The following is a 24058-nucleotide window of genomic DNA, read 5'->3' as shown; positions in this document are numbered from 1 at the left end:
GGCATAGCCCCTGTATTACCCTCTGGCAACAAGAGCCGTACTCTGCTGTATGGAGAACCCATGGCGAATGGGAGGAAGAGAACCAAAATCACGGCCTCCCGGCCCCGAGCGAAGCGCTCGGAGGCCCCGTCCCCGGAGGCGGAGGCCCCCGAGGGGCAGGCGGAGGCCGAGGCGGTAGAGCCCGAGGCCCTGGAGCCCGAGCCCGAGGAACTGGCCGAGGTGGACGCCGAGCTCGAGGTCCCGGAGGGGAAGGCGAAGCCCTCGGTGGCCCTGGTGCCGGCGGGCGAGTCAGGGCTCACGCGCAGGGACCCCCTCCAGGCCTACATGGCGGAGGTGACCCGCCACGCCCTCCTCTCCCGGGAGGAGGAGCACACGCTCGCCAAGAAGTACCAGCAAACGGGGGATGTCCAGGCGGCCTACCGGCTGGTGGCCTCCAACCTGCGGCTGGTGGTGAAGCTGGCCCACGAGTACCACCGCAACCCGCTGTCCCTGCTGGACCTCATTCAGGAGGGCAACATCGGCCTGATGCAGGCGGTGAAGAAGTACGATCCGGACCGGGGCGTGAAGCTCAGCTCGTACGCCGCGTGGTGGATCCGGGCGTACATCCTCCGCTACATCATGGACAACTGGAAGATGGTGAAGCTGGGGACGACGGAGGCCCAGCGGAAGCTCTTCTTCAAGCTGCGCCAGGAGCAGGACAAGCTCATGGCCCAGGGCTTCGAGCCCAACCCCAAGCTGCTGGCCGAGCGGCTCAACGTCACCGAGCAGGACGTGGTGGAGATGGACCAGCGGCTCGGGCATGACGAGCTGTCCATCGACGCGCCGTTCGGGGATGACCCGAAGAACACGCGCGCTGACCGCTTCCTGCCCTCGTCCGCCGCGGGCGCCGAAGAGAACCTGGGCAACGAGGAACTCAAAGCCCTCTTCCGCGAGAAGCTGACGGAGTTCGCCAAATCGTTGGAGGGCAAAGAGAGGTTCATCTTCGAGAACCGTCTCACAGCGGACGAACCCCTCACCCTGCAAGACATTGGCGACAAGTATGGGGTAAGCCGGGAGCGGGCGCGGCAAATCGAGGCGGCGCTCATCAACCGCATGCGCGAGTACATGCGCGAGCAAATCCCAGACTTTGATTTGGTGGCTGTGCCAAAAGGATAGGGTTTTCCTTACATACAGCCAGTGCATGGACGGGTGTACGTTGTTACCGAGAACGTCCATGTCGAAGGAGGACCGCCATAGCGCGATGGAGCCCGAGCTGACACTCGGGCCTGGGGACTCACGGCCGCCACAGGCGACTCCTTCGCGGACGCGAATTCCTCCCGCCCTGGCGGCTCGCTACAAGGACTTTCAGCTTGCGGGCGAAGGGGCCATGGGCACCGTCTACCGGGCGGTGGATCCCCGGCTGGGTCGCATCGTCGCGCTGAAGCTGTTGAGAGGGAATGAGCCGTCGCTCGGTAAGAGATTCCTCGCCGAGGCGCGGGCTCAGGCGCGCATCCAGCACGAGCACGTGTGCCGCGTGTACGAAGTGGGCGAGGCCGAGGGTGAGCCCTACATCGTCATGCAATTCATTGATGGGGAGCCGCTGGCGAGTGTGAGGGACAGGCTGACGCTCGAGCAGCAGGTGAAGCTCATCCAGGACGTGGCCTGGGCTGTGCACGAGGCGCACCGGCTGGGGATGATTCACCGGGACCTCAAGCCCGGGAACATCCTCGTGGAGCAGCGCGAGGACGGCACGTGGAAGCCGTACGTCGTGGACTTCGGTCTGGTGCGCCAGGTGGAGGAGCACGGGCAGACCCAGACGGGCGAGGTGCTCGGGACGCCCGCGTATATGTCTCCCGAGCAGGCCAACGGAGACGTGCACCAGTTGGATCGGCGCACGGATGTCTATTCGCTGGGCGCCACGCTGTACGACGTCATCGCCGGGCGCCCGCCGTTCGTCGCGGATGTCCCGTGGAAGGTGCTGGTGATGTCCGCGGTGGAGGATCCGCTTCCGCTGAGCCGGCTGAAGCTGGGAGTGCCGAAGGCCATCGAGACGATCGTCATGAAGTGCCTGGAGCGCGATCCGGCGCGCCGGTACGACTCCGCCCGGGCGCTCGCCGAGGATCTGCAGCGGGCCCTGGCTGGCGAGCAGACGCAGGCGCGAAGGGCTTCCTGGGGGCGCCAGCTCTGGAAGAAGGCCGTGCGGCACAAGCTGCTCTCGGTGAGCCTGGCGGCGCTGGGGGTGGGAGCGCTGGCGCTGGGGGGCGTCTGGGTGAGTGCGCAGCGGCGCGCGGCGGAGCAGGCCCGGCTCGCGCAGGAGCTGGGCGAGCACGTGAAGGAGATGGAGCTGTTTCTTCGCTCGGCCTATGGGCTGCCCCTCCACGACGTGGAGCGGGAGCGGGACGTGGTGCGCGCCACGCTCGGAGAGATTGAACGGCGCATGGGCGGACTGGAGAAGGCCGGCGTGGGGCCCGGGCACTATGCGATTGGAGTGGGGCAGCTGGCGCTCGGGGACACCGAGCGGGCGCGCGAGCACCTGGAGAAGGCACTGGCGGCGGGGTACCGGTCCGCGAACCTCGAGTACGCGCTGGGCCGGGCCCTGGGAGAGCTCTTCCGGCGCGCGCTGGAGGACACCCGGCGCATCACCGACGTCCAGGAGCGCCAGAAGAAGGAGGCCCTGCTCCACCAGGAGCTGAGGGATCCAGCGCTCCGGCACCTGCGCTCGGCGGTGGGTGCCACGCTGGAGGTGCCCGCGTACGCGGAGGGACTGATCGCCCTGTACCAGGGAGACCATGAGGCGGCGATTGAGAAGGCGCGGGCGGCATTTGCCCAGGCGCCGTGGATGTACGAGCCCAAGAAGCTCGAGGGGGACGCGCTGTTCGCCGAGGGCAGCAAGTACCGGCACGACGCGGCGTTCGACTACGAGAAGATGAAGGGCTACTTCGACCGGGCCGCTGAGGCGTACCAGGTGGCGGTGGAGATCGGCAGCAGCGATCCCTCGCTCTATCTGGCGCAGTGCATGCTCTGGGAGAAGCTGGGGTGGGCGGCGTTCTCGCAAGGAGTGCCGCCCGGCCCGCCGCTCCAGGCCGCCGAGCAGGCTTGTGGCCGCGCGGTGCAGGCCAGCTCGAGGGATGGCACGGCCCGGATGCAGCGGGCGCTCGTGCTCGTGGCGCGCGCCCATGTGGCCATGAACAACGCCTCGCCCGACACGCTTTTCCAGGTGGAGGAGGCGCTGGCGGCCGCCGAGGAAGGCGTCCGGGCGCTCCCGCGAGAGGTCATGGCGCACTATGCGGTCGCCCAGTCCCTCTCGCTGCGGGCGCAGCTGCTGGACCAACTCGGCCGAGAGTCCTCCATGGCGCCAGCGATCGAGGCCTACCAGCGCGTGCTCTCGCTGGATCCATTCTTTACCTGGGCGGTCAATGAACTGGGGGACGCCTACCTCGAGGAGGGGAAAGAGGCCATCATGAGAGGCCAGGAGGCTGCGCCATACTTGGAAAGTGCGCTGCGTCAGTACGAGCGGGCCCTGGCGCTTGATGCTCGGTTCTTATTGCCGATGGGCGGCAAGCTGGAGGCCGCGACGCTGCGGCTCGAGGTGGAGATAGGCCATGGGCGCGAGGCCCCCGAGGCGCTGCGAACGCTCTCCAGCGCAGTGTCCCAGTTCGAGCAGACAGGCTCGCAGCCCTCCGTCGTCGCGCTGTGGAAGGCCCGCGCTCACAGGCTCCAGGCCCATCATGATTTCGTGCAGCAGCGGGATCCGCGTGGCTCCCTGGCGGCTGCCTTCGAGGCGATTCGCGCGGCGGGGGGAGAGCTCCCCGAGGATCCCTGGCTGTTGGCGGAATTGGCCCAGTGCTACCTGCTTGAGGCCGAGGTCGAACTGCACGAGGGGCGGGATCCTTCGCCAGTGCTGGCTCGTGCGCGTGCCGCGGTGCGGAAGGCGGGCGAGCCAGGTGCGGTGCTAGGGACCTCAACTGTTCTGATCGCGGCGAAGCTGGAGCTCACCGCTCTGCGTGCGGCCGTGCGCCGGGGGGAGGACCCGGAGGCGCACTTTGCGGCGGGCTTCGAGGCGCTGCGTCCGTTGCTTGCCACTTCGAATTGGGACAGCAGGCCTCATCAGGTGGCCGCCGAGCTCTACGCCGAGCGCGCGGCCGTGCTGACGCGTCGGGGCCTCGGGGCCGAGGAGGCGCTGCGCAGCGGCCTGTTCCAGGCTCAGCAGGCGCTCTCGAAGAACCCCCACAACCCCGAGGCGCTCTTCGCGCAGGGCTGGCTCCACCTGCAGCGGGCCCGGCTGGTCTCCGCGTCAACGGTTCGTGCCGAGGAAGCCCTTCGCGCGACGGAGTCTTTCCAGGCCGCGCTTCAGGAGAATCACCAGGTGGCCCGAGCGCACCCACACCTCTTGGCAGAGGCCAGGGGGCTTGTTCGCTAGTGTGCACTTTCTCGAACTTCGGGGTTGCCTGAGAGCACTTGGAAAACGCTTGTTCGTACCTAGTTTGGGCAGACAATCCCCCGGCAATAAAGACAGACAAAGGTGTGGAGGTTACCCCCGTGTTTCAGACCGCTGGTTTCCGTGTGCTATGGGTTTTCTTTCTGGCCGGTGTCTTCGGCTGTGGAGGCGTCGAGGAGATGCCTGAAACGAGCAGCTCTCTCGCCACGGTGGAACAGGCGGCGCTGGATCCGCGGCCTCCTCCCAATGGGAGGAACGGCACCCGCCCCGCGTGCTTCTGGGCTCACAGCGTGCAGCAAGCCCTCCGGACGATGGGCGGCGCCGCGCTCGACCGGGGAGGAGGACAGCTGCTCAGCATTCCGCTGACGCAGGTCTCTCAGGATTGCCGCGAGGTGCTGCGCTCCGCGGTCGAGTGTGCCCTCACACAGGATCAGTCCGTGCAGGATCCGGTGACGGGTGAGTTCTATACGGGGTGGTGGGGGCTGGCGCCGTCGTGGCAGAGCGGGGCGCTGGATGTGGATGGCCGCCGGTACGTGACAGGGTGCATGGTGCAGCGGCTGAACTACTACGGGACGCATGTGCCCATCCTGCTCGAGGGCAGTCACCCGGCCATCGAGCGGAACGCGACGTTCAGCTCGCAATATCCCATCATGGAGTCGACCGCGTTCGGGGACCTGTTCTCTTCCACCACGCCGCTGCTGGGGATTCTGCCGGCCTTCAATCTGTACGTGTGCTGGGAGGGACTGCTGCCCCAGTCTTGCGGCTTCCTGGGGTTGCCCCTGCTCGGGCAGCGGCTGTGCGATGACGTGCCGCTGTGCGGCCTCATGGTGCTGGGGCCGTGCGCCTTGTCGTGTGCGCAGGATGACGGCTACTGGAAGTGCAGGCCGGGCCTGCTGTCGCCCTCTTGGACGCAGACGGTCCGCGTGAAGCTGGAGACGGCCACCTGCCAATGAGCGCTCCGCTGGAGGGCTGCATGTCGCGTCCTGCGTTTTCGTGGGGTTCCGTGGTCCTGGCCGTGGCCTTGCTGGCGGGCTGTGCCGCCCAGCAACGGGAGAACTACGTGAGGGACCGGGCCGCGGAGCATGTCTACGCGCAGCCGCTCGAGGAGATGTGGCCGCAGGTGAAGGCGGTGCTGGAGGACAAGGGGTACTCGTGGCGGGAGATTCCCCAGCGCTTCATCCTGGAGACCGAGTGGAAGGAGAACGGGGGCGGCACGCTGGGCAACTCGTATACCCGGTTCCTCATCGAAGGCATGCGCGTGAGGGGAGGGGGCGCGGTCCTGCGGGTGATGCGCAACGACGCCTCCTCTCAGCCCACGGCCGTGCACTACGCGGGAACCGTGGGGCCTGTGAGCAGCGCCCGGGCCGCCAACGAGGCCATGGTCAACGCCTCCAACAGCAACACCACGGGCATGACGCCTCTTCAGAAGCGCGCCTTCCGGGACCTGGAACTGGAGCTGGAACTGCTCCAGGTGATTGATCCAGACGCCGCGGCCTCGCTGGAGGCTCAAGCGCTGGCGAAGTACCCGAAGAAGTAAGCCTTCAGGTGCTCCACGCATTGGATGCGCTTGCACGAAGGGTGAGCGTACACCCAGGCGTTCCTGCGCTGCCCAGGAGGGAGCCGGGCAGGCGGGGGACCTGGAGACAATGCACGCTGGATCTCCCGGTGCTTAGCGTCCTCTCCGTGTCACCTGGACGACCTAAGAGTGAGCAGGAGCGGAGAGACGAGCTCCTCTATGCCCTCGAGAAGATCCTCGAGCTGCCTGCGGCCGATCTTCGCGCGACGCTGGACCGCGCGAGTGCGCTCATTGGCAACTTGCTCCACGCCGAAAAGGTCGACTCCTTTCTCCTGGAGCCGCAGACCCAGACGCTCGTGGCCATCGGCACCAGCGACACCCCCATGGTGCGCAAGCAGAAGAGCCTGGGGTTGGACCGGCTTCAGCTCGCCAATCGCGGAAACGTCGTGAAGGTATTCGAGACCGGTCAGCCCGGCCTGTCTGGGCACTTGGAGGAGGACCCCGAGGAGCTGCCGGGCCTCAAGTATGGCCTGGGCATCCGCTCGTACATCGCCGTCCCGTTCGAGGTGGAGGGTGTCCGGCGCGGCGTGCTGGAGTGCTGAGCGCTCCTCACCGTGACGGACCAGGGGCCAGGCGTGCCGCCGCTCCTGCTGCCCCAGCTCTTCGAGTGGTTCGTGCGCGGCTCAGGCTCACAGGGGCTGGGGCTCGGCCTCTACCTTGCGCGGCAGATCGCCCTCGCGCACGGAGGCACGCTCGAGGTCCACTCGCAGACGGGCAAGGGGGTGCAGTTCGAGCTTGCGCTGCCCCTCGTCCGGGAGGACCAGGGCCCCTGAGCAAGGCCCCGGTCTTCTGCTCCGCTCAACGCAAGGGACGCGAGATGACGCAGGCGTTGATGCCGCCCACGCCCATGGAGAGCTTGCCGGCCAGCCCAGGAGGCACCGGAGTCTCCTGATCGTAGACGAACCGGCTGTGCACCTTGCCGATCTCCCGGTTCAGCTCCGAGCCCTGCAGCGGCGTGGGGAAGATGTGGCCGCGGGCATAGCCCAGGTACTGTGCCGTCAGCTCCCAGCCTCCGCCCGCGGACATGCCGTGGCCAAAGGTGCCCTTGCGCGCCGTGACGAGCACGGACTCGGGCAGCAGCCCCCGCAGCGTCTCCACCTCCAGGAAGTCTCCCGGCGTGGCCGTGGCGTGCAAGTCCCAGCTGCCCATCTGGTCCGGCTTGCACTGTGCCAGGGCCATCGCCGCGTGGATGGCCGCCGTGGGGCCCTCCTTGGACGGGGTGATGATGTGGTCCGCGTCCGCAGTGACGCCCACCGCCATGGGCTCCATGCCCAGCGGCTTGAAGCCCTTGGCCGTGAAGTGCTCCCAGTCCCCGACGATCCACACCACCGAGCCACCCGCGATGTGCGTGCCCCGCAGCGCCGTGAGCGGCTTGGACACCGTGCGGTCCGCGGCAATCACCCGGGCGTTGTAGAAGCCGCCCACCACCAGCGGGTGCGGCGGTGGATCCGTCATGCCCAGCACCACCGCCTTCGCGTCGCCGCGCTGGATGGCATCCATCGCCAGCTTCAGCCCGTAGCCAAACGAGGAGCACGCCGCCACCGGCGCGAACGTCATCCCCGTCAGCTTCCCCATCATGGAGACCTGCGACGCCGGGCCGTTGTGGATGTTCCACAGCACGTTGGAGGACACCGAGTTCCACGGCGGCTCGGGCGCGCCCCACTTCTTCTGCAGCTTCGCGTTGCGGGTGCGCTTCTCCTTGATGACGGCCAGCTTGGCGGACTCCACGTCGCCTTCCACCGCCAGCCCTTCAATGTCCCGCAGCTCGTTCAGGTACTCGCGCAGCTCCAGGGACTGCTCCGTCCAGTAGTGCCACCAGGCCTCCTCGGCCTGATCGCGCTCCAGCTCGTCCACCGTCTCCGGAGCGGGCGGCAGGCCCGGCCGGGGCTCGCGCGTCTCCAGCCACTGGCGCAGCGCTGCGTTGCGCGACGGGTCCGCCCAGAACCGATCCCACCGCCGCTGGGCCCGGTGCAGGTCCAGCGTAATGTCATGGATGGTCGGCAAGTCGCCGAGGCCGGTGCCCACGTACACGTGCGAGCGGATGCCCAGCGCCTGCAGCTCCTGCTCCAGCCCCGGGTTCTGCCGCAGCGCCTGGATGAACGCGGCAATCGCGTACTGGGTGGGCTTGCCCATCTTCTTCTCGAGCTGGGCAAACCGGCTGGACGGGAAGCGCGCGTCCACCCACGGCTTGTACTCGGAGAAGTCGAAGTCCGGCATCCCCACCAGGAAGTTGTCCGGACCGAAGCCGTTGAAGGGAGACAGCCAGCTGTCAGCGGTGGCGAGGTTCCGCTCGAAGGCTTCGATGTCCTTGGAGCGCGGGGCCACCACACCCCAACCGAAGATTCCCACTCTGCGCACGTTTGTTTCCTCGAGGCCCGTCTACAGCGGACGGATCTTCAAATTGTCGAAGTACACCTTCGTCTCCCAGCCCGAGAACCCGAAGTACTGGTTCCGAGGGCCTTCCAGCGGTGAGGGATCCCGGAGCGAAAGGAAGGGCTCGCCGTCGATGAGCCACTCGATGGTGGCCCCACGGCGGGTGAGGGTGAAGTGGTACCGCTTGCCAGGCTCCACGGCCCGGCCGTCCCGGACCGCTCGGTCCGGCGTGTGCTCGGTCTGCCGAGCGATGACGGACTGGGTGTTGCGCCAGCCGCCGAAAATGAAGACGTAGCCGCTCGCCGTGTACTGCATCCGCAGATCCCCGGCGTAGAAGGAGCGGCCATCGCCCCAGGCCTCGACCTTGATGTCGCCGCCGGGATCGTTCGTCCACGCATCGAACTCGATGGTGGCGTCGGTGGGGATGGGGCGCTTGAGCCACACCGGCCGGTTGTGCGCCGTCTGCACCACCAGCGCCCCGTTCTCCAGCTTCACGGCCGAGGGGTCGGTGGCCACCCAATCGTCACCCAGCGTCTGGCGCTCGTCGAACGAGTCCGAGAAGGGCCCAGGGGGCGGGGTGGGGGCGGGAGCTGGCAGCGGCGCCAGCGGCACCGAGGCGTCCACCGGCAGCACGCGCAGGTTGTCGAAGAAGATCTGCGACTCGGCGCCGGACAGGCCGAGCCGGTCCTGGCCAGGGCCCTGGAGCGGGAACGGATCCGTGAGCTCCAGGAAGGGCTGGCCGTCGATGCTCCAGCGCAGCAGCGTGCCGCGCCGCTCGATGCGCCAGTGGTAGCTGCGACCGACCTGCACGGGGAAGGTGGTGGACTCCACGCGCACCCGTGTGTCCGCCTTGAAGACGCCGGTGGTGACCAGGTCCGCGTTGGGCAGCTTCAGGCGCTCGGCCGCGAGAGAGGCCTTCTGCTGGAGCTGCTTCAGCGACGGGGCGTTGATGTCCTTGCGCGAGAGCACGGACAACGTGTTGTTCCATCCGCCATGCACCAGCGTGTACCCAGAGCCCGGGTCGGTGCCGTCGCCGAACAGCTCCACGCGGATGTCGCCCTCGGGGAACTCCGAGCGCACGTCGAACTCCACCGCCACATCCGCCGGAAGCCGGGCCTTGAGCCAGAGCGGGTTGTTCTTCACCTGTGGCGCCAGCAGCTGGCCATTCACCACGCGCCAGTACCCGCCCAGGCTGTAGAAGTCCCGGTCCACCACGGAGGGATCCGAGAAGTCCTGCTGGTAGGGCACCTGAACCGTCACCTCGGGCTCGCCGCGCAGCAGGGTGTAGTGGAGCAGGGGGAACTGCGACAGCACGAGCACCACGGCGAGCACGGCCCAGCCGCGCCGGGACAGGCCCTCGGGCTTGACCCAGGGGGTGAACGTGGCGGCAGCCGCAGTCGCCTCGGCGGCAGTGGCCGGGGGAGTGCTTGCGGCCTCGGAGGGGGGCTGCGCAGGGGCCTCGGCGCTGTTTTGCGGAGTGCCGCCGTCCGCCTGCTGGGCGGCGACAGCCTTGGCCCTCTTCCGGGCGAGCCCCTCCGCCTTGGCTTTCTCCTTGCGCTTGGCCTGACCCATCGTTGCGGTAATCCCTGGAGGTGGGAAAGGGCGCGGACTTTACGCGCCGCGCCGTGGCAGGTAAAGCGTGCCAGCCAGGGCTTGCAGGGGTGTCCTCCCGGCTACTTGACGCCCCAACGCTTTTCGAGCGCCCGTTGCTCGGCCTTGCGCAGCTTCAGCCGCTCCTTCTCGGCCCGGATCCGGTCCATCTCCTCGGGCGAGGGGCGCACGGCGATCTGGTAGACGCTGCCAGCCAGGGCAAACAGGCCTGCGGCGATGATGACGCCCCAAGGCTGGTTGGCCACCGCCGCGACGAGCCCGCCGAACTGGTGCAGGGCCGCCAGGGCCCCAATGACGAAGAGCCAGGCTCCCACCGTGGACGAGACGATGGAGCTCACCACCCGGTGGAGGATGGCGGCCACCAGCCCGCCGATGAGCAGGGTGGGGATGAAGCCCAGCAGGAAGTCCTGGGGCCCGGCGAGCGTCCCGGCGAGCACCCCCAGCGGCAGGCCGATGCCCAGGAAGGAGATGGCCGGCGGGGCGAGGAAGCCCACGACGGCCAGCACGGCCGCCACAGCGGAGGGCAGGCGTGCGTCGTAGTCCGACAAGTTGATGCCGAACTTGGTCGCGACGAGGGGGACGAACGTCAGTCCGATGAGGGCACCCACGGGGCCGGCCACCAGCCGGAAGGCGCGGCCGCCTCCCACCAGCAGCATGATGAGGCCGAGCGCACAGAGCACGATTCCGCCCCACATGGGGAGGAGCCGGTAGATGCCGACCCAGCCGGAGGGGTTGAAGTCCTGGTAGGCCTTGAGCGCCTGGATGAAAGCTTCCACTGCATCACCTTAATACCGAGAGAGCGCCAACGCGACGAGCAGCACGAGGATGAGGAGCACGAGCGCGGCGAAGCCATAGACGGCGGGGGGCGTCTGGGTGCGCCGGAGCAGCTCCTCGGCCTGGGAACGGTCCTCGGGCGAGGGGTTGGAGCCCAGGATGCGGCGGGCCTCCCGGCGCGCGCCCGCGACATCGCCTTCCTCCATGCGCTGCCAGGCGGCGCGCATCTCCGGGGAGGCCGGGTCCTGGGGCGTTTGTCCGCCTTTCGCCATGGGGGCTCTATACCGGGGAATGCAAGGACGCGTCGACGGTATATACAGCCCGCTATATGAGTGCCCGGCGCCTCACCCGTCGAAACCTCCTGCTCGGCACCGCCGCGCTGGCCCCCCTGCTGTCGCAGCAGGCCGCCGCGTTCGGCGAGAAGAGCCGCCTCATCCCCGCCATCGTCAAGCACGGGGGCCGGTGGGATGCGCGCCTCAACGGCCTGCGCCGCATTGCCTGGGAGCTGCAGCGCCGTACCTCCGTGGAGGTACTGCCCGAGGCCCGCCCGTGCCTGCTCGACAGCGCGGAGATCTTCGAGTACCCGTTCCTCTACTTCGGCGGCGAGGGGGACTTCCCGGCGCTCAGGGACGCGGAGGTGGAGAACCTCCGGCGCTACCTCACCTTCGGCGGCTTCCTGCTGGCGGACGCCAATGACGGCAGCGACGGGAGTGGCTTTGACGCCAGCTTCCGCCGGGAGATCGCCCGGGTGTTGCCGCAGAGCAAGCTGACGGCGGTGCCCTCTACGCACGTCATCTACAAGTCCTTCTTCCTGCTGGACGCGGCGCCGGGGCGGCTCTTGAACAAGCCGCAGATGGAGGCCTGTACGCTGGGTAAGCGCGCTGCGGTGATGTACTCGCAGAACGACCTGGCCGGGGCGTGGAGCCGCACGGAGGCCGGGGACTTCGAGTTTGACGTCTCCCCGGGCGGCGAGCCTCAGCGCGAGCTGGCCATCCGGATGGGCATCAATCTGCTGATGTATGCGCTCTGCCTGGATTACAAGGACGACGCCGTCCACTTGCCCATCATCCTCGAAAAGCGGCGCTGACCGCGGGGCCTTTCCCTCCGCCGAGCGCGATTGATGAACTCTCAGCCCTTCAATGCCTGGAAGCTGGTCACCCTCTCGCCCTTGCCGGTGTGGGCGCTCGTGTTGTTGGGGGTGGGGTTGGTGCTGGGCATCGGCCTGGCGGCATGGGGCGTGCGCCGCGAGCCCTCGCGCGGGCGCAAGGTGGTGCTCTGGGTGTTGAGGGTGGCGGCCGGTGTGGCCGCGCTCTTCTTCCTGCTGGAGCCGGGCATCCGCCACCTGCAGGTGGCTCGGATGAAGAACCGGGTGGCGGTGCTGGTGGACCGCTCGGCCTCCATGAGCTTTCCGGGCGAGCCGGGCGGGCCCACGCGCTCGGCGCAGGTGGGCGAGTTCCTGGAGAAGTCCGCGCCCGCGCTGGCGGCGCTGCAGGACCGCTTCACGGTGGAGATGTACGGGTTCGATCCGGAGCTGGGGCCGGTGACGACGGCCACGCTGCAGAACGAGCCGCCCCGGTCGGGCACCACGGACATCCTCGCGGCGCTGCGGAGCGTGAGTGCGGGCTCACAGGGCTCTCGGAAGCTGTCCGGCGTGTTGCTCTTCAGCGATGGCGCGGACAACGCGGAGCTGGCGGGTGGGGCGGTGGGCAAGGCGCGCGCGGCGCTGGCCGACATGAACGTGCCGGTGTCCACGTTCCTGGTGGGCAAGGAAGCGCTCAAGGACCTCGCGGTGGAGGGCCTGAAGGTCGATGACTTCGCCTTCGTGCGCAACTCGCTCACGGTGGAGGTGGAGATCCACGGCCGAGGGTTCTCCGGCAAGGACATTCCCGTGGTGCTCAGCCAGGAAGGCAAGACGGTGGCGAGCAAGACGGTGCGCATGGGCTCGCCGGATGACGTGCAGCCGGTGGCCTTCACGTTCACGCCGGACCAGACGGGACGTTTCGTCTACACCGTGACGGTGCCCACCTTCCCGGACGAGGCGGTGAGCGACAACAACTCGCGCTCGTTCACGCTGAAGGTGATTCGGGACCGCGTGCGCGTGCTGCTGGTGGTGGGGCGGCCCTCGTGGGACGAGCGCTTCCTGCGCGGCCTGCTGCGCCAGGACGCGAACGTGGACCTGGTGTCCTTCTACATCCTGCGGACGATGTCGGACGATCCGGGCGTGGTGAGCCAGGAGCGCGAGCTGTCGCTCATTCCGTTCCCCATGGAGGAGATCTTCGACACGAAGCTGCACACGTTCGACGTCGTCATCTTCCAGAACTTTGGTTACGCGGATCCGCAGCTCTCCATCGCCGAGTATGAGCGCAACCTGGAGCAGTACGTCTTCAAGGGTGGCGCGCTGGTGATGATCGGTGGCGACAGCGTGCTGGGCGAGGGCCGCGCGGTGATGCCCACGCTGATGCAGGCGCTGCCGGTGGAGGCGGCGGGCCCGGCGAACGTGGAGCCCTTCAAGGCCCGGCTGACGCCCGAGGGCGCGCGGCACCCGGTGACGGCGCTGGGCACGGGCGTGTCGAGCACGGAGAGCGCGTGGGCGGAGCTGCCGTCGATTCCGGGCATCAACTCGACGCGGGCGCGGCCGGGGGCCACGGTGCTGGTGGACCACCCGTTCCACCTGGTGGACGGGAAGAACGCGCCGCTGGTGGCGGTGTGGGACTACGGGCGGGGCCGGGCGCTGACACTGGCCACGGACGCGAGCTGGTACTGGGCGTTCACCTCTCACAAGGAGGGCTCGCCGAACCGCACGTATGACCGCTTCTGGAGCAACGCGCTGCGCTGGCTGGTGAGGGATCCGGACCTGACGACGCTGAAGGTGACGGCGGATCCGCCCTCGGTGGAGCCGGGCAAGCCGGTGGGGGTGGTGGTGTCGGCGCGGACGGCGGACTACCAGGCGGCGCAGGACGCGCAGGTGCGGGTGGAGCTGTTCTCGGTGGCCACGCAGAAGCCGGTGGCGGTGCAGACGGGGACGACGGGGCCGGATGGGGTGGTGCGGCTGGAGTTTCCGCCTCCGGCGCCGGGGCCGTACAAGCTGCTGGGCTCGGCGAAGCGGGGCGAGACTGACTTGGGCCAGGGCGAGGACGCGGTGGCAGTGCGCGCGGTGGGGCCCGAGCTGTCGGATGCGTCGGTGCGGCCGGAGCTGATGGCGCAGATCGCCAAGGTGACGGGTGGTAAGGCGTACCGGCTGCAGGAGCAGAGCGCGCTGCCCGAGGTGCCGCTGTTGGATCCTCCGGTGGTGGAGGTGGGCCGCGCGAAGGACCAGCCGCTGTGGGACCGGTGGTACTACCTGGTGGTGCTGGTGGCGCTGCTGGGCGCCGAGTGGTTCTGCCGCCGCCGGTTCGGCTACGTCTGAGCAAGCTGATCGAGTGCTCGGCGAAGGGAAAGCGAGCGCCTCCCTTCACCGGTCCCAAGTCCGCTCAGGAGCAGTGAGCCGGGGCAGCTACTTGGACACGACGCCGCAGGCGATGCGGCCGCCCGCCTCACCGGTGGGATCCGTCTTGTAGTCATCGGCCTTGGCGTGCACCACGACCGCCGAGCCATCCGTGTCCTGCAGGGCCCTCACGGTGAGGTTCGGGCCGCCGAAGAACTCGAACTGCACCTTGCCGTCCTGGCCCACAGTGAGGTTGGGCAGATCTCCCTCGTGCTTGCCGCCCGGGGCCATCAGGCCGTGGGCCTTCTTTTGAGGGTTGAAGTGGCCGCCGGCGGTCTTGAACTCGGGGCCCTCGCACAGGCCCACCTCGTGGATGTGGATGGCGTGCACGCCCGCGGGGATGTTGGAGAGGCTGCCCTTGATGAGCAGGCCGTGCGGGTACTGCTCGAACGTGACGTCGCCCACCGTCTGACCCTTGGCGTCCTTGAGGGGGGCCTTGGCCGTCTCCGAGGGCTTCACATCCTGGGGCGTGGCCGCCTTCTCCTCCTTCTTGGCCGTGGCCGGCGGAGCGGCCTTGGGGCTCTGGGCGAGCGCGGGGGCGGCGAAGGCGAGGGTGGCGGCGGTCAGCAGGGCATGGGTCTTCATGAGGGTGTCTCCTCCTGGAATGAATGTGGCGAAGCGGCCGCACACTAACCACGGACACGTGTCCATGCTCGACTGGATGTGGGCTCTTGCTCGGGTCTCAACAGGTGCTCAGTCCGAGGGCAGTGGGACGGGGACGACACGGGAGGCGCCGAAGACAGGGGCCCAGCGCTCCTGCACATCGGGGCCGTTGAGGAAGCGCACGAGCTCGCGGAAGACCTGGCGCGGTCCTCCGATGCGCGCGGCCCAGGCGAGCCCTCGGGGGGAGAGGTTGGGAACGAGGGGTCCCAGCTCCTCCACGGTGTGGGCGGTGCGGGTGACGGAGAGCCCTTCATCGCGGACCCGTTGGGGCACGAAGAGCGGCGCAAAGCGGGCATGGCGGTGGTCGTGGACACAGCCTTCCTCTTCGAGGAGCGCGGCCGAGAGCGGCAGCTCCCGCACGTTGAAGAGGAGCTTCACGGCGCCGAGGTGCGGATCATAGGGGCCTCGCAGGCGGTGATCGCCGCGAGGGATGAGCCGGCGGTCGAGGTAGCAGGAGGCGCGGGCCTCGGGGGGCAGGGCGCCTCGGTGGCGTGCGCCGGCGTAGCGGAAGAAAGGGCGCACGTTCGCGGCGTCCACGCGGAGGGCGGGGCCATCCTTGAGAGCCCGGAGCTTGGGCAGGAGCGCGGAGGGAATGCCGTGGGCTCGGGCGAAGGCGGGCAGCCGGCTCGCAGGAGTCCGGGCGAAGTGGCGCAGGCGTTCGAGGAGGCGCTTCGGGTCGTCGTCCACGAGCAGCTCATCGAAGCGGGTCTTCACGCCGGGGAAGCTGATGGGGACGAGCGTCGTGAGGGGCTCTCCTGCGGCTTGCCAGCGGGAGTCGAGCGCCGCGGCTTCGGTGGGCGTGGGGGCGAGCCGCCACTCGGGCGGCAACGGGGTGAAGGTGGAGCGCTGGCCGTCCCTCTCGAAGGAGACAGGCTCGGTGGGGCCGGGCAGGGAAGACCAGACGGTGATGCAGGTGCGCACCTGGGTCCCGCTGAAGGCACCGGAGCCCAGGTCTACCACCGAGCGGAGCTTCAGCGTGCCCAGCAGGGCTTGCCGGAGCGGCGCGTAGAGGAAGGCGTCGAGGAGGCTGGAGGGGGTGATGAAGGCGAGCACTCCGGGACGGGTAGAGAGCCGATGCGCCGCGACTAGGAGGAAGAAGGCGAAGTCATCGCGCAGGCTCGTCCCGGGAGGCAGTGCGAGCGGCATGAGGGCGCGGAGGTGGGACCAGGCGGCGCGGTCCTTCAGGAGGGCGGAGGTGCCGTTGTAGGGCGGGTTTCCGACCCAGAGCTCGAGGTGGGGAGGAGGGATGTTCTTGAGTAGGGGTACCAGTCCCCCACGCAGTGCATCACCGACATGGATCTCCGCGGTGGGAACGCGGGCTTGGCAGAGGCGGGCCACTTCGGGCAACAGCTCCAGGCCGCAGAGTTGGGCGCGGGGCCTCATGCGGGATGCGGCGGTGAGGAAGGCGCCCGCGCCGCAGGCCGGGTCTACGACGGTCAACGGAGCCTGGCGCACCTGTGCGAGTGCGAGCTCCAACGTGCGTTCCACGAGGGGCGCAGGTGTATAGAAGGCACCGAGCGCGAGCCTGTCGAGTCCTGGGAACTGATGAACGAGCGCCTCCTCGTCGAGGACGGGGGGCACGGGGCGAGGGTGCGGCATCCGAGACCATCCTACCGAAGAGAAGCGCTCTCGAATCGGTTCAACAGAGACGGTACGTGAGCCAAGGGAGAGCGGGACGGCCGGCGCGGGAGGACCCGTCCGCTGACGGGGGGACCCGCGCCGAGACGAGGGGCCCGCGACCTGTGCTTCCAGGACTGTGTGCCCGTGCTTTCCGCTCTGGAGTTAACGGTGTTTTCCCAGGAAACCGTGCCAGCGTGGGCAACTTCCGAGAGTCTTGGCCGACAATCACGGGTCCGGACCTCGGGAGAGCTCCGGGCTGGAAACGCTTCATGGCCGCGGGTTCGCGGCGGGGGTTCAACGATGTTGAGGCCGTCTCGTTCCTTGCTCCTCGGAGTGCTGGTTCTGGTGCTGAGCGCTTGTTCCCCCTTGGAACCTGAGTCCGCCGATGAAGGGCCCGTCGCCACGCACGAGGGCGCGGCGCTCTCGGGCCCGTGCGCGGGTAACACCTCGTTCCAGGTGGGCTCGGGCATCTACGACGTCACCGGCCCGGCGGCTGAGCTGGGGATGATGGGCTACGCGATGCTCGACCAGAAGACGGCCGGCATCCACCAGCGCCTGCGTGCCCGGGCCTTCGTCATCGCCTCGCCGTGCAACGGCAAGCGCGTGGCCTTCGTCAGCGCGGATCTGGGGCAGATCTTCCAGGGCGTGAAGCAGCAGGTGGTGGAGCGGCTGCAGGCGCGCTACGGCTCCCTCTACTCGGACGCGAACGTGCTGCTGAGCGCCACGCACACCCACAGCGGACCGGGCGGCTTCTCGCACTACGCGCTCTACAACCTGACGATCCTCGGTTACGACCAGCAGAACTTCGAGGCCATCGTGGACGGCATCGTCCAGGCCATCGTCCGGGCGCACAGCAATCTGGCCTCGGGCTCCATCCGCATCGCCTCCGGGGACCTGCTCAACACCAGCACCAACCGCTCGCCCGAGGCGTACCTCTACAACCCCGCCACCGAGCGCAGCCAGTACGCCTACGACACGGACAAGAAGATGACCCTGCTGCGGCTCCAGGGCTCGGATGGCACGGAGGTGGGTGCCCTCAACTGGTTCGCCGTTCACGGCACCTCGATGGGCAACGACAACCGGCTCATCAGCGGCGACAACAAGGGCTACGCCTCCTACCTCTTCGAGAAGGCCAAGGGCTCCAACCCTCTGGCCACCAAGACGTTCGTGGCCGCCTTCGCCCAGAGCAACGAGGGCGACGTCACCCCCAACATCTACGGCGGCACCAACGGCGGCGGCGCCAATGACATCGAGAGCACCGAACTCTCCGGCTCCAAGCAGTACACCCTGGCCAGGTCCCTCTACGATGGGGCCACCCAGCTGCTCACGGGCGCCGTGGACTACCGGCACACGCACGTGAAGATGGACGAAGTCCAAGTGGCACCGCAGTACGGCGGTGGCACGGCGCGCACCACGTGCGAGGCGGCCATCGGTCTCTCCATGCTCGCGGGCGCCGAGGACGGCCCCGGCTTCGGCAGCGAGGGCGCCACCTGCGCGGACGTCCACGATATCTGGAGCGCGTTCGGCTGCGCGGTGACCACCACGTCCTGCCAGGGCGAGAAGCCCGTCGTCCTCGAGATGGGAACGCAGACGCCCTACCCGTGGACGCCCGAGGTACTCCCGCTGCAGGTGGTGACGCTGGGCAACCTCGCGCTGGTGGCCGTGCCCTTCGAGGCCACCACCATGACCGGCCGCCGGCTGCGCCAGGCCGTGCTCAACCAGCTCGCGCCCATCGGCGTGGATCAGGTCGTCATCGCCGGCCTCTCCAACGCCTACGCGGGCTACCTCGCCACGCGCGAGGAGTACACCAAGCAGGACTACGAAGGTGCCTCCACCCACTTTGGGCCCTGGACGCTGGGCGCCGTGCAGCAGGAGACCGAGAAGCTGGCCGTGGCCCTGCGCAACGGCACCTCCGTGGCCGCGGGCCCCACGCCTCGGGACTTGCGCAACGACCAGACCACGCTGCAGACCGGCGTGGTGTTCGACGACAAGCTGCTCTGGGTGGATTTCGGCAGCGTCGTCACCAACGCGAACGCCTCGTACAACCGCGGGCAGACCGTGTCCGTGAAGTTCTGGGGCGGCCACCCGAAGAACAACCTGCGCCGCCAGGGCTCCTTCCTTCAGGTCCAGCGCAAGTCCGGTACGTCCTGGATCACCGTTGCCTACGACTGGGACTGGGAGACGAAATATCTTTGGGATCGCAACAATTGTGTCCCGACGATGGCCTGCTCCCACGTGACCATCGAGTGGAAGATCCCCTCCTCGACGGTGCCGGGCACCTACCGCATCCGTCACGACGGAGACTGGAAGTCCGGCTGGGACGGGCTCATCCGCCCGTACACGGGGTACTCGCGCGAGTTCACCGTGTACTGAATATTGAATGCCGGGCAGGGTTGTGCGTCAGTAGGTGTGCATACCCCAAAACAAGGACCTAGCTAGCCATGAGGGCTTTCGTACTCTCCGTTGTCATGTTGATGTCCGCCGTCGCTTCGGCCCAGACCCCTGCTCAGGGCCTCGCCCGTCCGCCCCCGCCGGGCCAGCCGACCGGCCCCATCAACACCCAGCCCGCCCCCACGGCTCCCGTGCCCGGCTACAACAACAACCCGCAGTGGGACTACGACGACTACGAGTTCCCCCAGGGCTTCCGCCGCCAGGGCGCCCTGGTGATCGTCGAGCGCGACCAGCTCATCTCTCGGCTGGCCCGTATGGAGGAACTGCTGGCCCAGGTGTCCAACGAGAGCGGCAACCGCCGGGCCCGTGAGGCACTGAGCAAGATCCGGCAGGAGATGAACGGCCTGCGCGCGGACGTGAACAACGCGCCGGATCTGCGCGTCCTCCGCCGCCGCCAGGGGCCTCCTCCGGCGCCCCCGGCTCCTCCGCAGCCGCAGGTGAGCCCCATCTCGGAGCCCCAGCTGCAGAACCTGATGCAGGCCATCCAGAAGGAGTCCTTCGGTGACGGCAAGCTCCGGGTGCTCGAGGCGGCCGCCCCCACCCAGTACTTCCTGGTGCCGCAGGTGATGAAGGTCCTCCAGAAGTTCTCCTTCGGCGAGGACAAGCTGGACGCGGTGCGGCTGCTCTGGCCGCGCGTGCTGGACCGGGAGAACTCCTACCAGCTCTACCAGTCCTTCTCCTTCCCCGCGGAGAAGGAGGAGTTGAAGAAGATCATCGGCCGCTAAGTACCTCCGGTCTCTCGCTGTCTCGCTCGGCCCGTCCTGGCTCGCAAGAGTCCGGGGCGGGCCGAGTGCTTTTGGGGGCACCGGGAGCGACTCTTGAGGAGGGTAGGCGGCGGACCACCTAAGAGGTAGGATGGGGCCCGAGGGATGGCCGCCTACGGGCGCGCGTCTGGAGGCTGAGCCGTGGAGCGAGAGTCTTGGGTCGAGCCGGACGCGTTGCCCGAGGGGACGGTGGTAGGCAAGTGGCGCGTGGAGAGAGGCCGGGGGAGAGGCTCGTACGGCGCGGTGTACCGGGCGAAGAGGGTGGGGAGGGAATCCGGGGAGCCCGTGGCGCTGAAGATGGCGATGTACCCGATGGATGCGCGCTTCGAGAGGGAGTGGGAGCTGCTGTCGCGGATGAAGCACCCGCATGTGCCGGAGCTGCTGGACCGGGGATGGTGGAGGGGACCAGGAGGGAGGAAGTACCCATACGCGGTGATGCGCTGGGTCGAAGGGGAGGACTTGTACTGGTGGGCCGCGCGACCGGAGCGGACGTGGAGGGAAGCGGTGAGGGCGCTGGCGCAGGTGGCCAGCGCATTGGCGGCACTGCACGCGCTGGAGGGAGTGCACCGGGACGTGAAGGGGGAGAACATCCTGGTGCGCAGGGATGGGAGCGCGGTGCTGCTGGACTTCGGCTCGGGAAACTACCGGGGCGCGAGACGGCTGACGCGCTCGCCGGAGCCGCCAGGGACGCCGCAGTACTGGAGCCCGGAGTCGCTGCGCTTTCAGTGGAAGAAGCGCGACGAGCGCCAGGCGCATTACGAGTCCACTCCTGCGGATGACGTGTACGCGCTGGGGATGACGGCATGGCGGGTGGTGGTGGGCCGCTTCCCGGAGCCGCTGCCGGATCCGGACTGGGATAACCTGGAGGGCAGCGCCTGGCTCGAACACCGGGTGGCAGTGCCGCCCGAGGCGCTGGAGGGTGCGGGCGAGGAACTGAAGGCGGTCATTCTGAAGATGATGTCGTCGCGGCCTGAGGACCGGGGCAGCGCGGCGCAGGCGGTGAAGGCATTGAAGCGAGCGGAGAGGAAGGCGGGGCGCCGTGCGGATCGGCTGCTGAGGGGATGGAAGGAGCCCCCTCCTGTGCGCTACCTGCTTCGAGAGCGGGTCCTGAACGAGCTGTGGCGGTGGCGGCAAGAGTGGCTGGCGGCTGTGGTGGGGGCGGGGGTGACGCTCCTGGTGTGGAATGTGGATCGGTATTTGCCCGCCCGAGGGGAGGCACGGCAGCGCGTGGCGCAGGCTCCACGCGCCGAAGAGGGCGTGGATGCAGGCACCTCGGAACTGGCGGACACGGCGATCTCGGCGCGGGCGACGGTAGACATGGGCGGGTCGAGACCCGGGGGCGTGGCCCTAGAGATGCCGAAGAAGCCCTTACCGGGGCAGCGTCAGCCTCCCTGCAAGTACCCAGCGGTGGCGATCAACGGTGGGTGCTGGGGTCGCTTCGCGGACGCGAAACCGCCCTGTGGGGATGAAGCGTACGAATGGGGAGACGGTTGCTACTGGCCCATGTGGACCGCAGGACGACCTCCTACTTCGGAACCGAAGTAATGCAGGCTCCGGCCGTGGACGGCGAGTCCACGGCCGTGGACTCCTTGCGCTCGTGGCGTGCTCGGATTTTCGTTCCAGGAGTACAAGCGCCGAGGAAATGCAGGGACTTGGTCCTCAGCCGCTGTGTTGGCACGCAGCATGCTGATCACGGCCCGTCATGCCGGGTCCTCACGATCTGTTCGCCCGCTTCACCTTCAGCCACCCCGAGCGGGCCGCTGCGGAGCTGCGCGCTGTCCTGCCGCCGGAAGTGGTGTCACGGGTGGACTGGACCAGCTTGCGCCGTGAGCCCGTCAGCGTGGTGGACCCGGAACTGAGAGAGAGCCAGAGCGACTTGTTGTTCTCGGCTCAGCTCCAGGATGGTCAGCCACTCCTGCTCTACCTCTTGCTGGAGCACCAATCCTCGGTCGATCGGTGGATGGCGTTGAGGATGTTGCGGTACGTGGTGCGTCACCTGGAGCACTGGCGCAAGGAGCACCCGGCGAGCGAAGTGCTGCCCGTCGTGGTGCCACTGGTCATGTACCACGGAGGAGAAGCGGGATGGACGGCACCACGCCGGGTGGAGGCTCTGTTCCAACTGCCCAGTGACGAAGGAGAGTTGGAGCGATGGCGGGCCCTGGTGCCGCGCTTCGAGTACCTGCTGGATGACTTGACGGCCGAGCGGGAGGAGACGCTGCGAGCGCGCCCGGGGCCTCCGTTGGCGCGATTGGCGTTTCTCCTCTTGCGCCATGGGCGTGACGAAGGGCTCTCTTGGCGGCTGGAGGGATGGAAGGCGCTGGTGGCCGAGATTCATGCAGAGGCAGAGGGGCTGGAGGAGTTGCGTGCGGTGGTTCACTACCTGTTCGAGGTGGGGCCGCCAGCAGCACGCAAGACGCTCCGGCGAGTGTTACAATCCGTGGCAGGTAAGGAGCGAGAGGAGGACTTGATGAAGTCCTATGCGGACGAACTTCGCGAGGAAGGGCATCAACAAGGCTGGCTCAAGGGGCTGGCTGAGGGGCAAGCGCAGGGACGGGCTCTCGCGGTCCTGCAAGTATTGGCTGCAAGGGGCGTCGAAGTAGACGAGAAGTCCCGGCATCTCATTTTGTCCTGTACGGACTCGGCGATTCTCGACCGATGGCTCGTTCAGGCTTCGAGCGCGTCGCACCTCTCGGACCTTCAGCTGAACAACTGAGCTCGAAGGGCGCACGCCGAGTGAGGCCCGAGGAAGGACCTGTGCCCGAGCGCTTCCCAGTATAGCCTTCCGGGCATGTCGCAAGGTTCCGACGTCTTCTCCGAACTCTCCCAACACTCGCTCGATCGAAACTCCATGCGGCTGCTGCCGGAGCCCTTCTGCCGCCGTCACCATGCGGTGGTGCTCGGCAAGGTGGACCCCGCCGCTCCTCACGCCACGGTCACCGTGGGCATGCTGGATCCGGACAACCCCAACCTCCTCTCGCGGATCGGCGACCTGCTGGAGCGACCCATCCGTACCGTGCGGCTCAACCGCTATGAGGTGGAGTCCGCCCTGGAGACGGGCTTCGGCGCCGGAGAGCGCATCGAAGCGGACCTCATCATCCGCCCGCGTCCTCCGTCGCGCCACCAGCCCACCGCCGTGGAACTCGTGGACAACATCCTCGCCATGGGCGTGGAGAAGAAGGCCTCGGATATCCACATCGAGAGCTACCCGGGCGACGTGGACTTGCGCCTGCGCATCGATGGCATCCTCCACCAGATGTACACGGACATGGATCCGGAGTCGGTTCGTGAGGTCATCAACCGCATCAAGATCCTCGCGGAGTTGGACATCACCGAGCACCGCAAGCCCCAGGACGGGCGCATCCGCGCTGTCATCGAGCGGGGCGAGGGCCACCGCAAGGTCATCGACTACCGCGTGAGCGTAGTGCCCAGCCCCGCAGGCGAGGATGTCGTCATCCGCATCCTCGATGCGCAGGCGGGGCTCCTCCCCGTGGTCCAGCTGGGCATGTCCGAGGAACTGCAGCGCACCTTCCTCCAGCTCCTCAACAACCCCGAGGGCATGGTGCTCGTCACCGGGCCCACCGGCAGCGGGAAGACCACCACGCTCTACTCGGCGCTGGCCCAGCTCAATGACGGCCGCCGGAAGATCATCACTGCCGAGGACCCCATCGAGTATTTCGTCCCCAAGGTGAATCAGAAGCAGGTCAGCCCGCAGATGCCGTACCCCCTGCTGCTGCGCGCCCTGCTGCGCCAGGATCCCAACATCCTGCTGATGGGCGAGATTCGCGATCTGGAGACGGGCAGCACCGCGCTCAACGCCGCCCGCACAGGCCACATCGTCTTGGGCACGCTCCACACGGCGGACTCGGTGGGGGCCATTGGCCGATTGCGAGGACTCGAGCTGGACAACACGGACATCGCGGACGCGCTGTTGGCCGTCCTGGCTCAGCGGCTCGCGCGTCGCATCTGCGAGAAGTGCTCGGAGCCCTATACGCCCACCGAGGAGCAGAAGATACTGCTCGGCCGCTTGTTGGACGGCATCCAACTGCGCAAGGGCCGGGGCTGCGACCACTGCCACCACACCGGCTACCGCAAGCGGGTGGGCATCTACGAGCTGCTCCTGGTGGATCCCGGCATGCAGGACCTCATCGTCGCGGGAGCCCACAACGCGCAGCTCCGGAAGTACGCCCGCGAGCGCGGCTTCAAGACGCTGGTGGATGACGCCATGGAGAAGATCGCCGCGGGGCTGATGACAGTGGATGAGCTCGTCCGCGTCATCCCCTACCGGCACATCACCGCCACTCGCGACGAGCGGCGGTGAGCGCCTG

19 protein-coding genes are annotated in these 24058 nt (G+C 68.1%); 13 read left to right on the top strand and 6 right to left on the bottom strand.

The genetic code is table 11. From position 1 onward, the window contains the following. The first annotated feature begins 60 nt into the window (after nucleotides 1-60). From DB31_RS35855 to DB31_RS50940, 6 genes are all read left to right on the top strand, one after another. The gene (locus tag DB31_RS35855; RefSeq protein ID WP_044196575.1) at nucleotides 61-1155 is read left to right on the top strand and encodes a sigma-70 family RNA polymerase sigma factor; all 1095 of its coding nucleotides are present in this window, start codon (nucleotides 61-63) and stop codon (nucleotides 1153-1155) included. 58 nt (nucleotides 1156-1213) lie between these two features. Beyond that, nucleotides 1214-4399 carry a serine/threonine-protein kinase gene (locus DB31_RS35850; protein ID WP_052420520.1) on the top strand — a complete coding sequence of 1062 codons (3186 nt, stop codon included), beginning with the start codon at nucleotides 1214-1216 and terminating at the stop codon, nucleotides 4397-4399. A 197-nt stretch (nucleotides 4400-4596) separates the two neighbouring features. Then, on the top strand, nucleotides 4597-5370 hold the full coding sequence (locus DB31_RS35845; protein ID WP_044196573.1) for a hypothetical protein: 774 nt from the start codon (nucleotides 4597-4599) through the stop codon (nucleotides 5368-5370). A 20-nt stretch (nucleotides 5371-5390) separates the two neighbouring features. Continuing rightward, on the top strand, nucleotides 5391-5954 hold the full coding sequence (locus DB31_RS35840; RefSeq protein WP_063769298.1) for a hypothetical protein: 564 nt from the start codon (nucleotides 5391-5393) through the stop codon (nucleotides 5952-5954). 146 nt (nucleotides 5955-6100) lie between these two features. Then, nucleotides 6101-6535: a hypothetical protein gene (locus tag DB31_RS48295; RefSeq protein ID WP_240487048.1), complete on the top strand. Its 435-nt coding sequence runs from the start codon at nucleotides 6101-6103 to the stop codon at nucleotides 6533-6535. A 12-nt stretch (nucleotides 6536-6547) separates the two neighbouring features. Beyond that, nucleotides 6548-6766 carry an ATP-binding protein gene (locus DB31_RS50940; RefSeq protein ID WP_044196566.1) on the top strand — a complete coding sequence of 73 codons (219 nt, stop codon included), beginning with the start codon at nucleotides 6548-6550 and terminating at the stop codon, nucleotides 6764-6766. 25 nt (nucleotides 6767-6791) lie between these two features. Here DB31_RS50940 and DB31_RS35825 read toward each other — a convergent pair whose 3' ends face one another. From DB31_RS35825 to DB31_RS35810, 4 genes are all read right to left on the bottom strand, one after another. Then, nucleotides 6792-8351 (bottom strand): beta-ketoacyl synthase N-terminal-like domain-containing protein, encoded by a 1560-nt coding sequence (locus DB31_RS35825; RefSeq protein ID WP_044196564.1) that lies wholly within the window; start codon nucleotides 8349-8351, stop codon nucleotides 6792-6794. 21 nt (nucleotides 8352-8372) lie between these two features. Next, on the bottom strand, nucleotides 8373-9938 hold the full coding sequence (locus DB31_RS35820) for a DUF6250 domain-containing protein (protein ID WP_075306393.1): 1566 nt from the start codon (nucleotides 9936-9938) through the stop codon (nucleotides 8373-8375). A gap of 101 nt (nucleotides 9939-10039) precedes the next feature. Then, on the bottom strand, nucleotides 10040-10753 hold the full coding sequence (locus DB31_RS35815) for a hypothetical protein (protein ID WP_044196562.1): 714 nt from the start codon (nucleotides 10751-10753) through the stop codon (nucleotides 10040-10042). Between the two features lie 9 nt (nucleotides 10754-10762). Continuing rightward, a complete protein-coding gene (locus tag DB31_RS35810) occupies nucleotides 10763-11023 on the bottom strand; it encodes a hypothetical protein (RefSeq protein WP_044196559.1) in 261 nt (86 codons plus the stop codon). 56 nt (nucleotides 11024-11079) lie between these two features. On the opposite strand from DB31_RS35810, the gene DB31_RS35805 reads away from it, so the two are divergent. Beyond that, nucleotides 11080-11838 (top strand): DUF4159 domain-containing protein, encoded by a 759-nt coding sequence (locus tag DB31_RS35805; RefSeq protein WP_044196557.1) that lies wholly within the window; start codon nucleotides 11080-11082, stop codon nucleotides 11836-11838. Between the two features lie 33 nt (nucleotides 11839-11871). Then, nucleotides 11872-14157 (top strand): glutamine amidotransferase, encoded by a 2286-nt coding sequence (locus DB31_RS35800; protein WP_044196555.1) that lies wholly within the window; start codon nucleotides 11872-11874, stop codon nucleotides 14155-14157. 87 nt (nucleotides 14158-14244) lie between these two features. Here the strand turns inward: DB31_RS35800 and DB31_RS35795 are convergent, their stop codons facing one another. Continuing rightward, complete coding sequence (locus tag DB31_RS35795) at nucleotides 14245-14820, bottom strand: superoxide dismutase family protein (protein ID WP_157232336.1); 576 nt, start codon at nucleotides 14818-14820, stop codon at nucleotides 14245-14247. Between the two features lie 108 nt (nucleotides 14821-14928). Continuing rightward, the gene (locus tag DB31_RS35790; protein ID WP_044196553.1) at nucleotides 14929-16497 is read right to left on the bottom strand and encodes an HsdM family class I SAM-dependent methyltransferase; all 1569 of its coding nucleotides are present in this window, start codon (nucleotides 16495-16497) and stop codon (nucleotides 14929-14931) included. A gap of 321 nt (nucleotides 16498-16818) precedes the next feature. Between DB31_RS35790 and DB31_RS35785 the strand changes: the two genes are divergently transcribed. The 5 genes from DB31_RS35785 to DB31_RS35765 all read left to right on the top strand — a co-directional run bounded on the left by DB31_RS35785 (nucleotide 16819) and on the right by DB31_RS35765 (nucleotide 24051). Further along, nucleotides 16819-18891: a neutral/alkaline ceramidase gene (locus tag DB31_RS35785; protein ID WP_044196551.1), complete on the top strand. Its 2073-nt coding sequence runs from the start codon at nucleotides 16819-16821 to the stop codon at nucleotides 18889-18891. A 68-nt stretch (nucleotides 18892-18959) separates the two neighbouring features. After that, the gene (locus DB31_RS35780) at nucleotides 18960-19694 is read left to right on the top strand and encodes a proline and serine-rich protein 1 family protein (RefSeq protein ID WP_083969089.1); all 735 of its coding nucleotides are present in this window, start codon (nucleotides 18960-18962) and stop codon (nucleotides 19692-19694) included. Nucleotides 19695-19874: 180 nt separating this feature from the next. Beyond that, a complete protein-coding gene (locus tag DB31_RS35775) occupies nucleotides 19875-21278 on the top strand; it encodes a serine/threonine protein kinase (protein WP_044196549.1) in 1404 nt (467 codons plus the stop codon). 157 nt (nucleotides 21279-21435) lie between these two features. Beyond that, nucleotides 21436-22446: an Rpn family recombination-promoting nuclease/putative transposase gene (locus tag DB31_RS35770; RefSeq protein ID WP_044196547.1), complete on the top strand. Its 1011-nt coding sequence runs from the start codon at nucleotides 21436-21438 to the stop codon at nucleotides 22444-22446. 75 nt (nucleotides 22447-22521) lie between these two features. After that, on the top strand, nucleotides 22522-24051 hold the full coding sequence (locus tag DB31_RS35765) for a GspE/PulE family protein (RefSeq protein WP_044196544.1): 1530 nt from the start codon (nucleotides 22522-22524) through the stop codon (nucleotides 24049-24051). The last annotated feature ends 7 nt before the right edge of the window (nucleotides 24052-24058 follow it).

Source organism: Hyalangium minutum, from assembly GCF_000737315.1.
Classification (GTDB): Bacteria; Myxococcota; Myxococcia; order Myxococcales; family Myxococcaceae; genus Hyalangium; species Hyalangium minutum.
The sequence above is the reverse complement of the archived record's forward strand: the minus strand, read 5'-3'. Positions and strand labels throughout refer to the sequence as shown.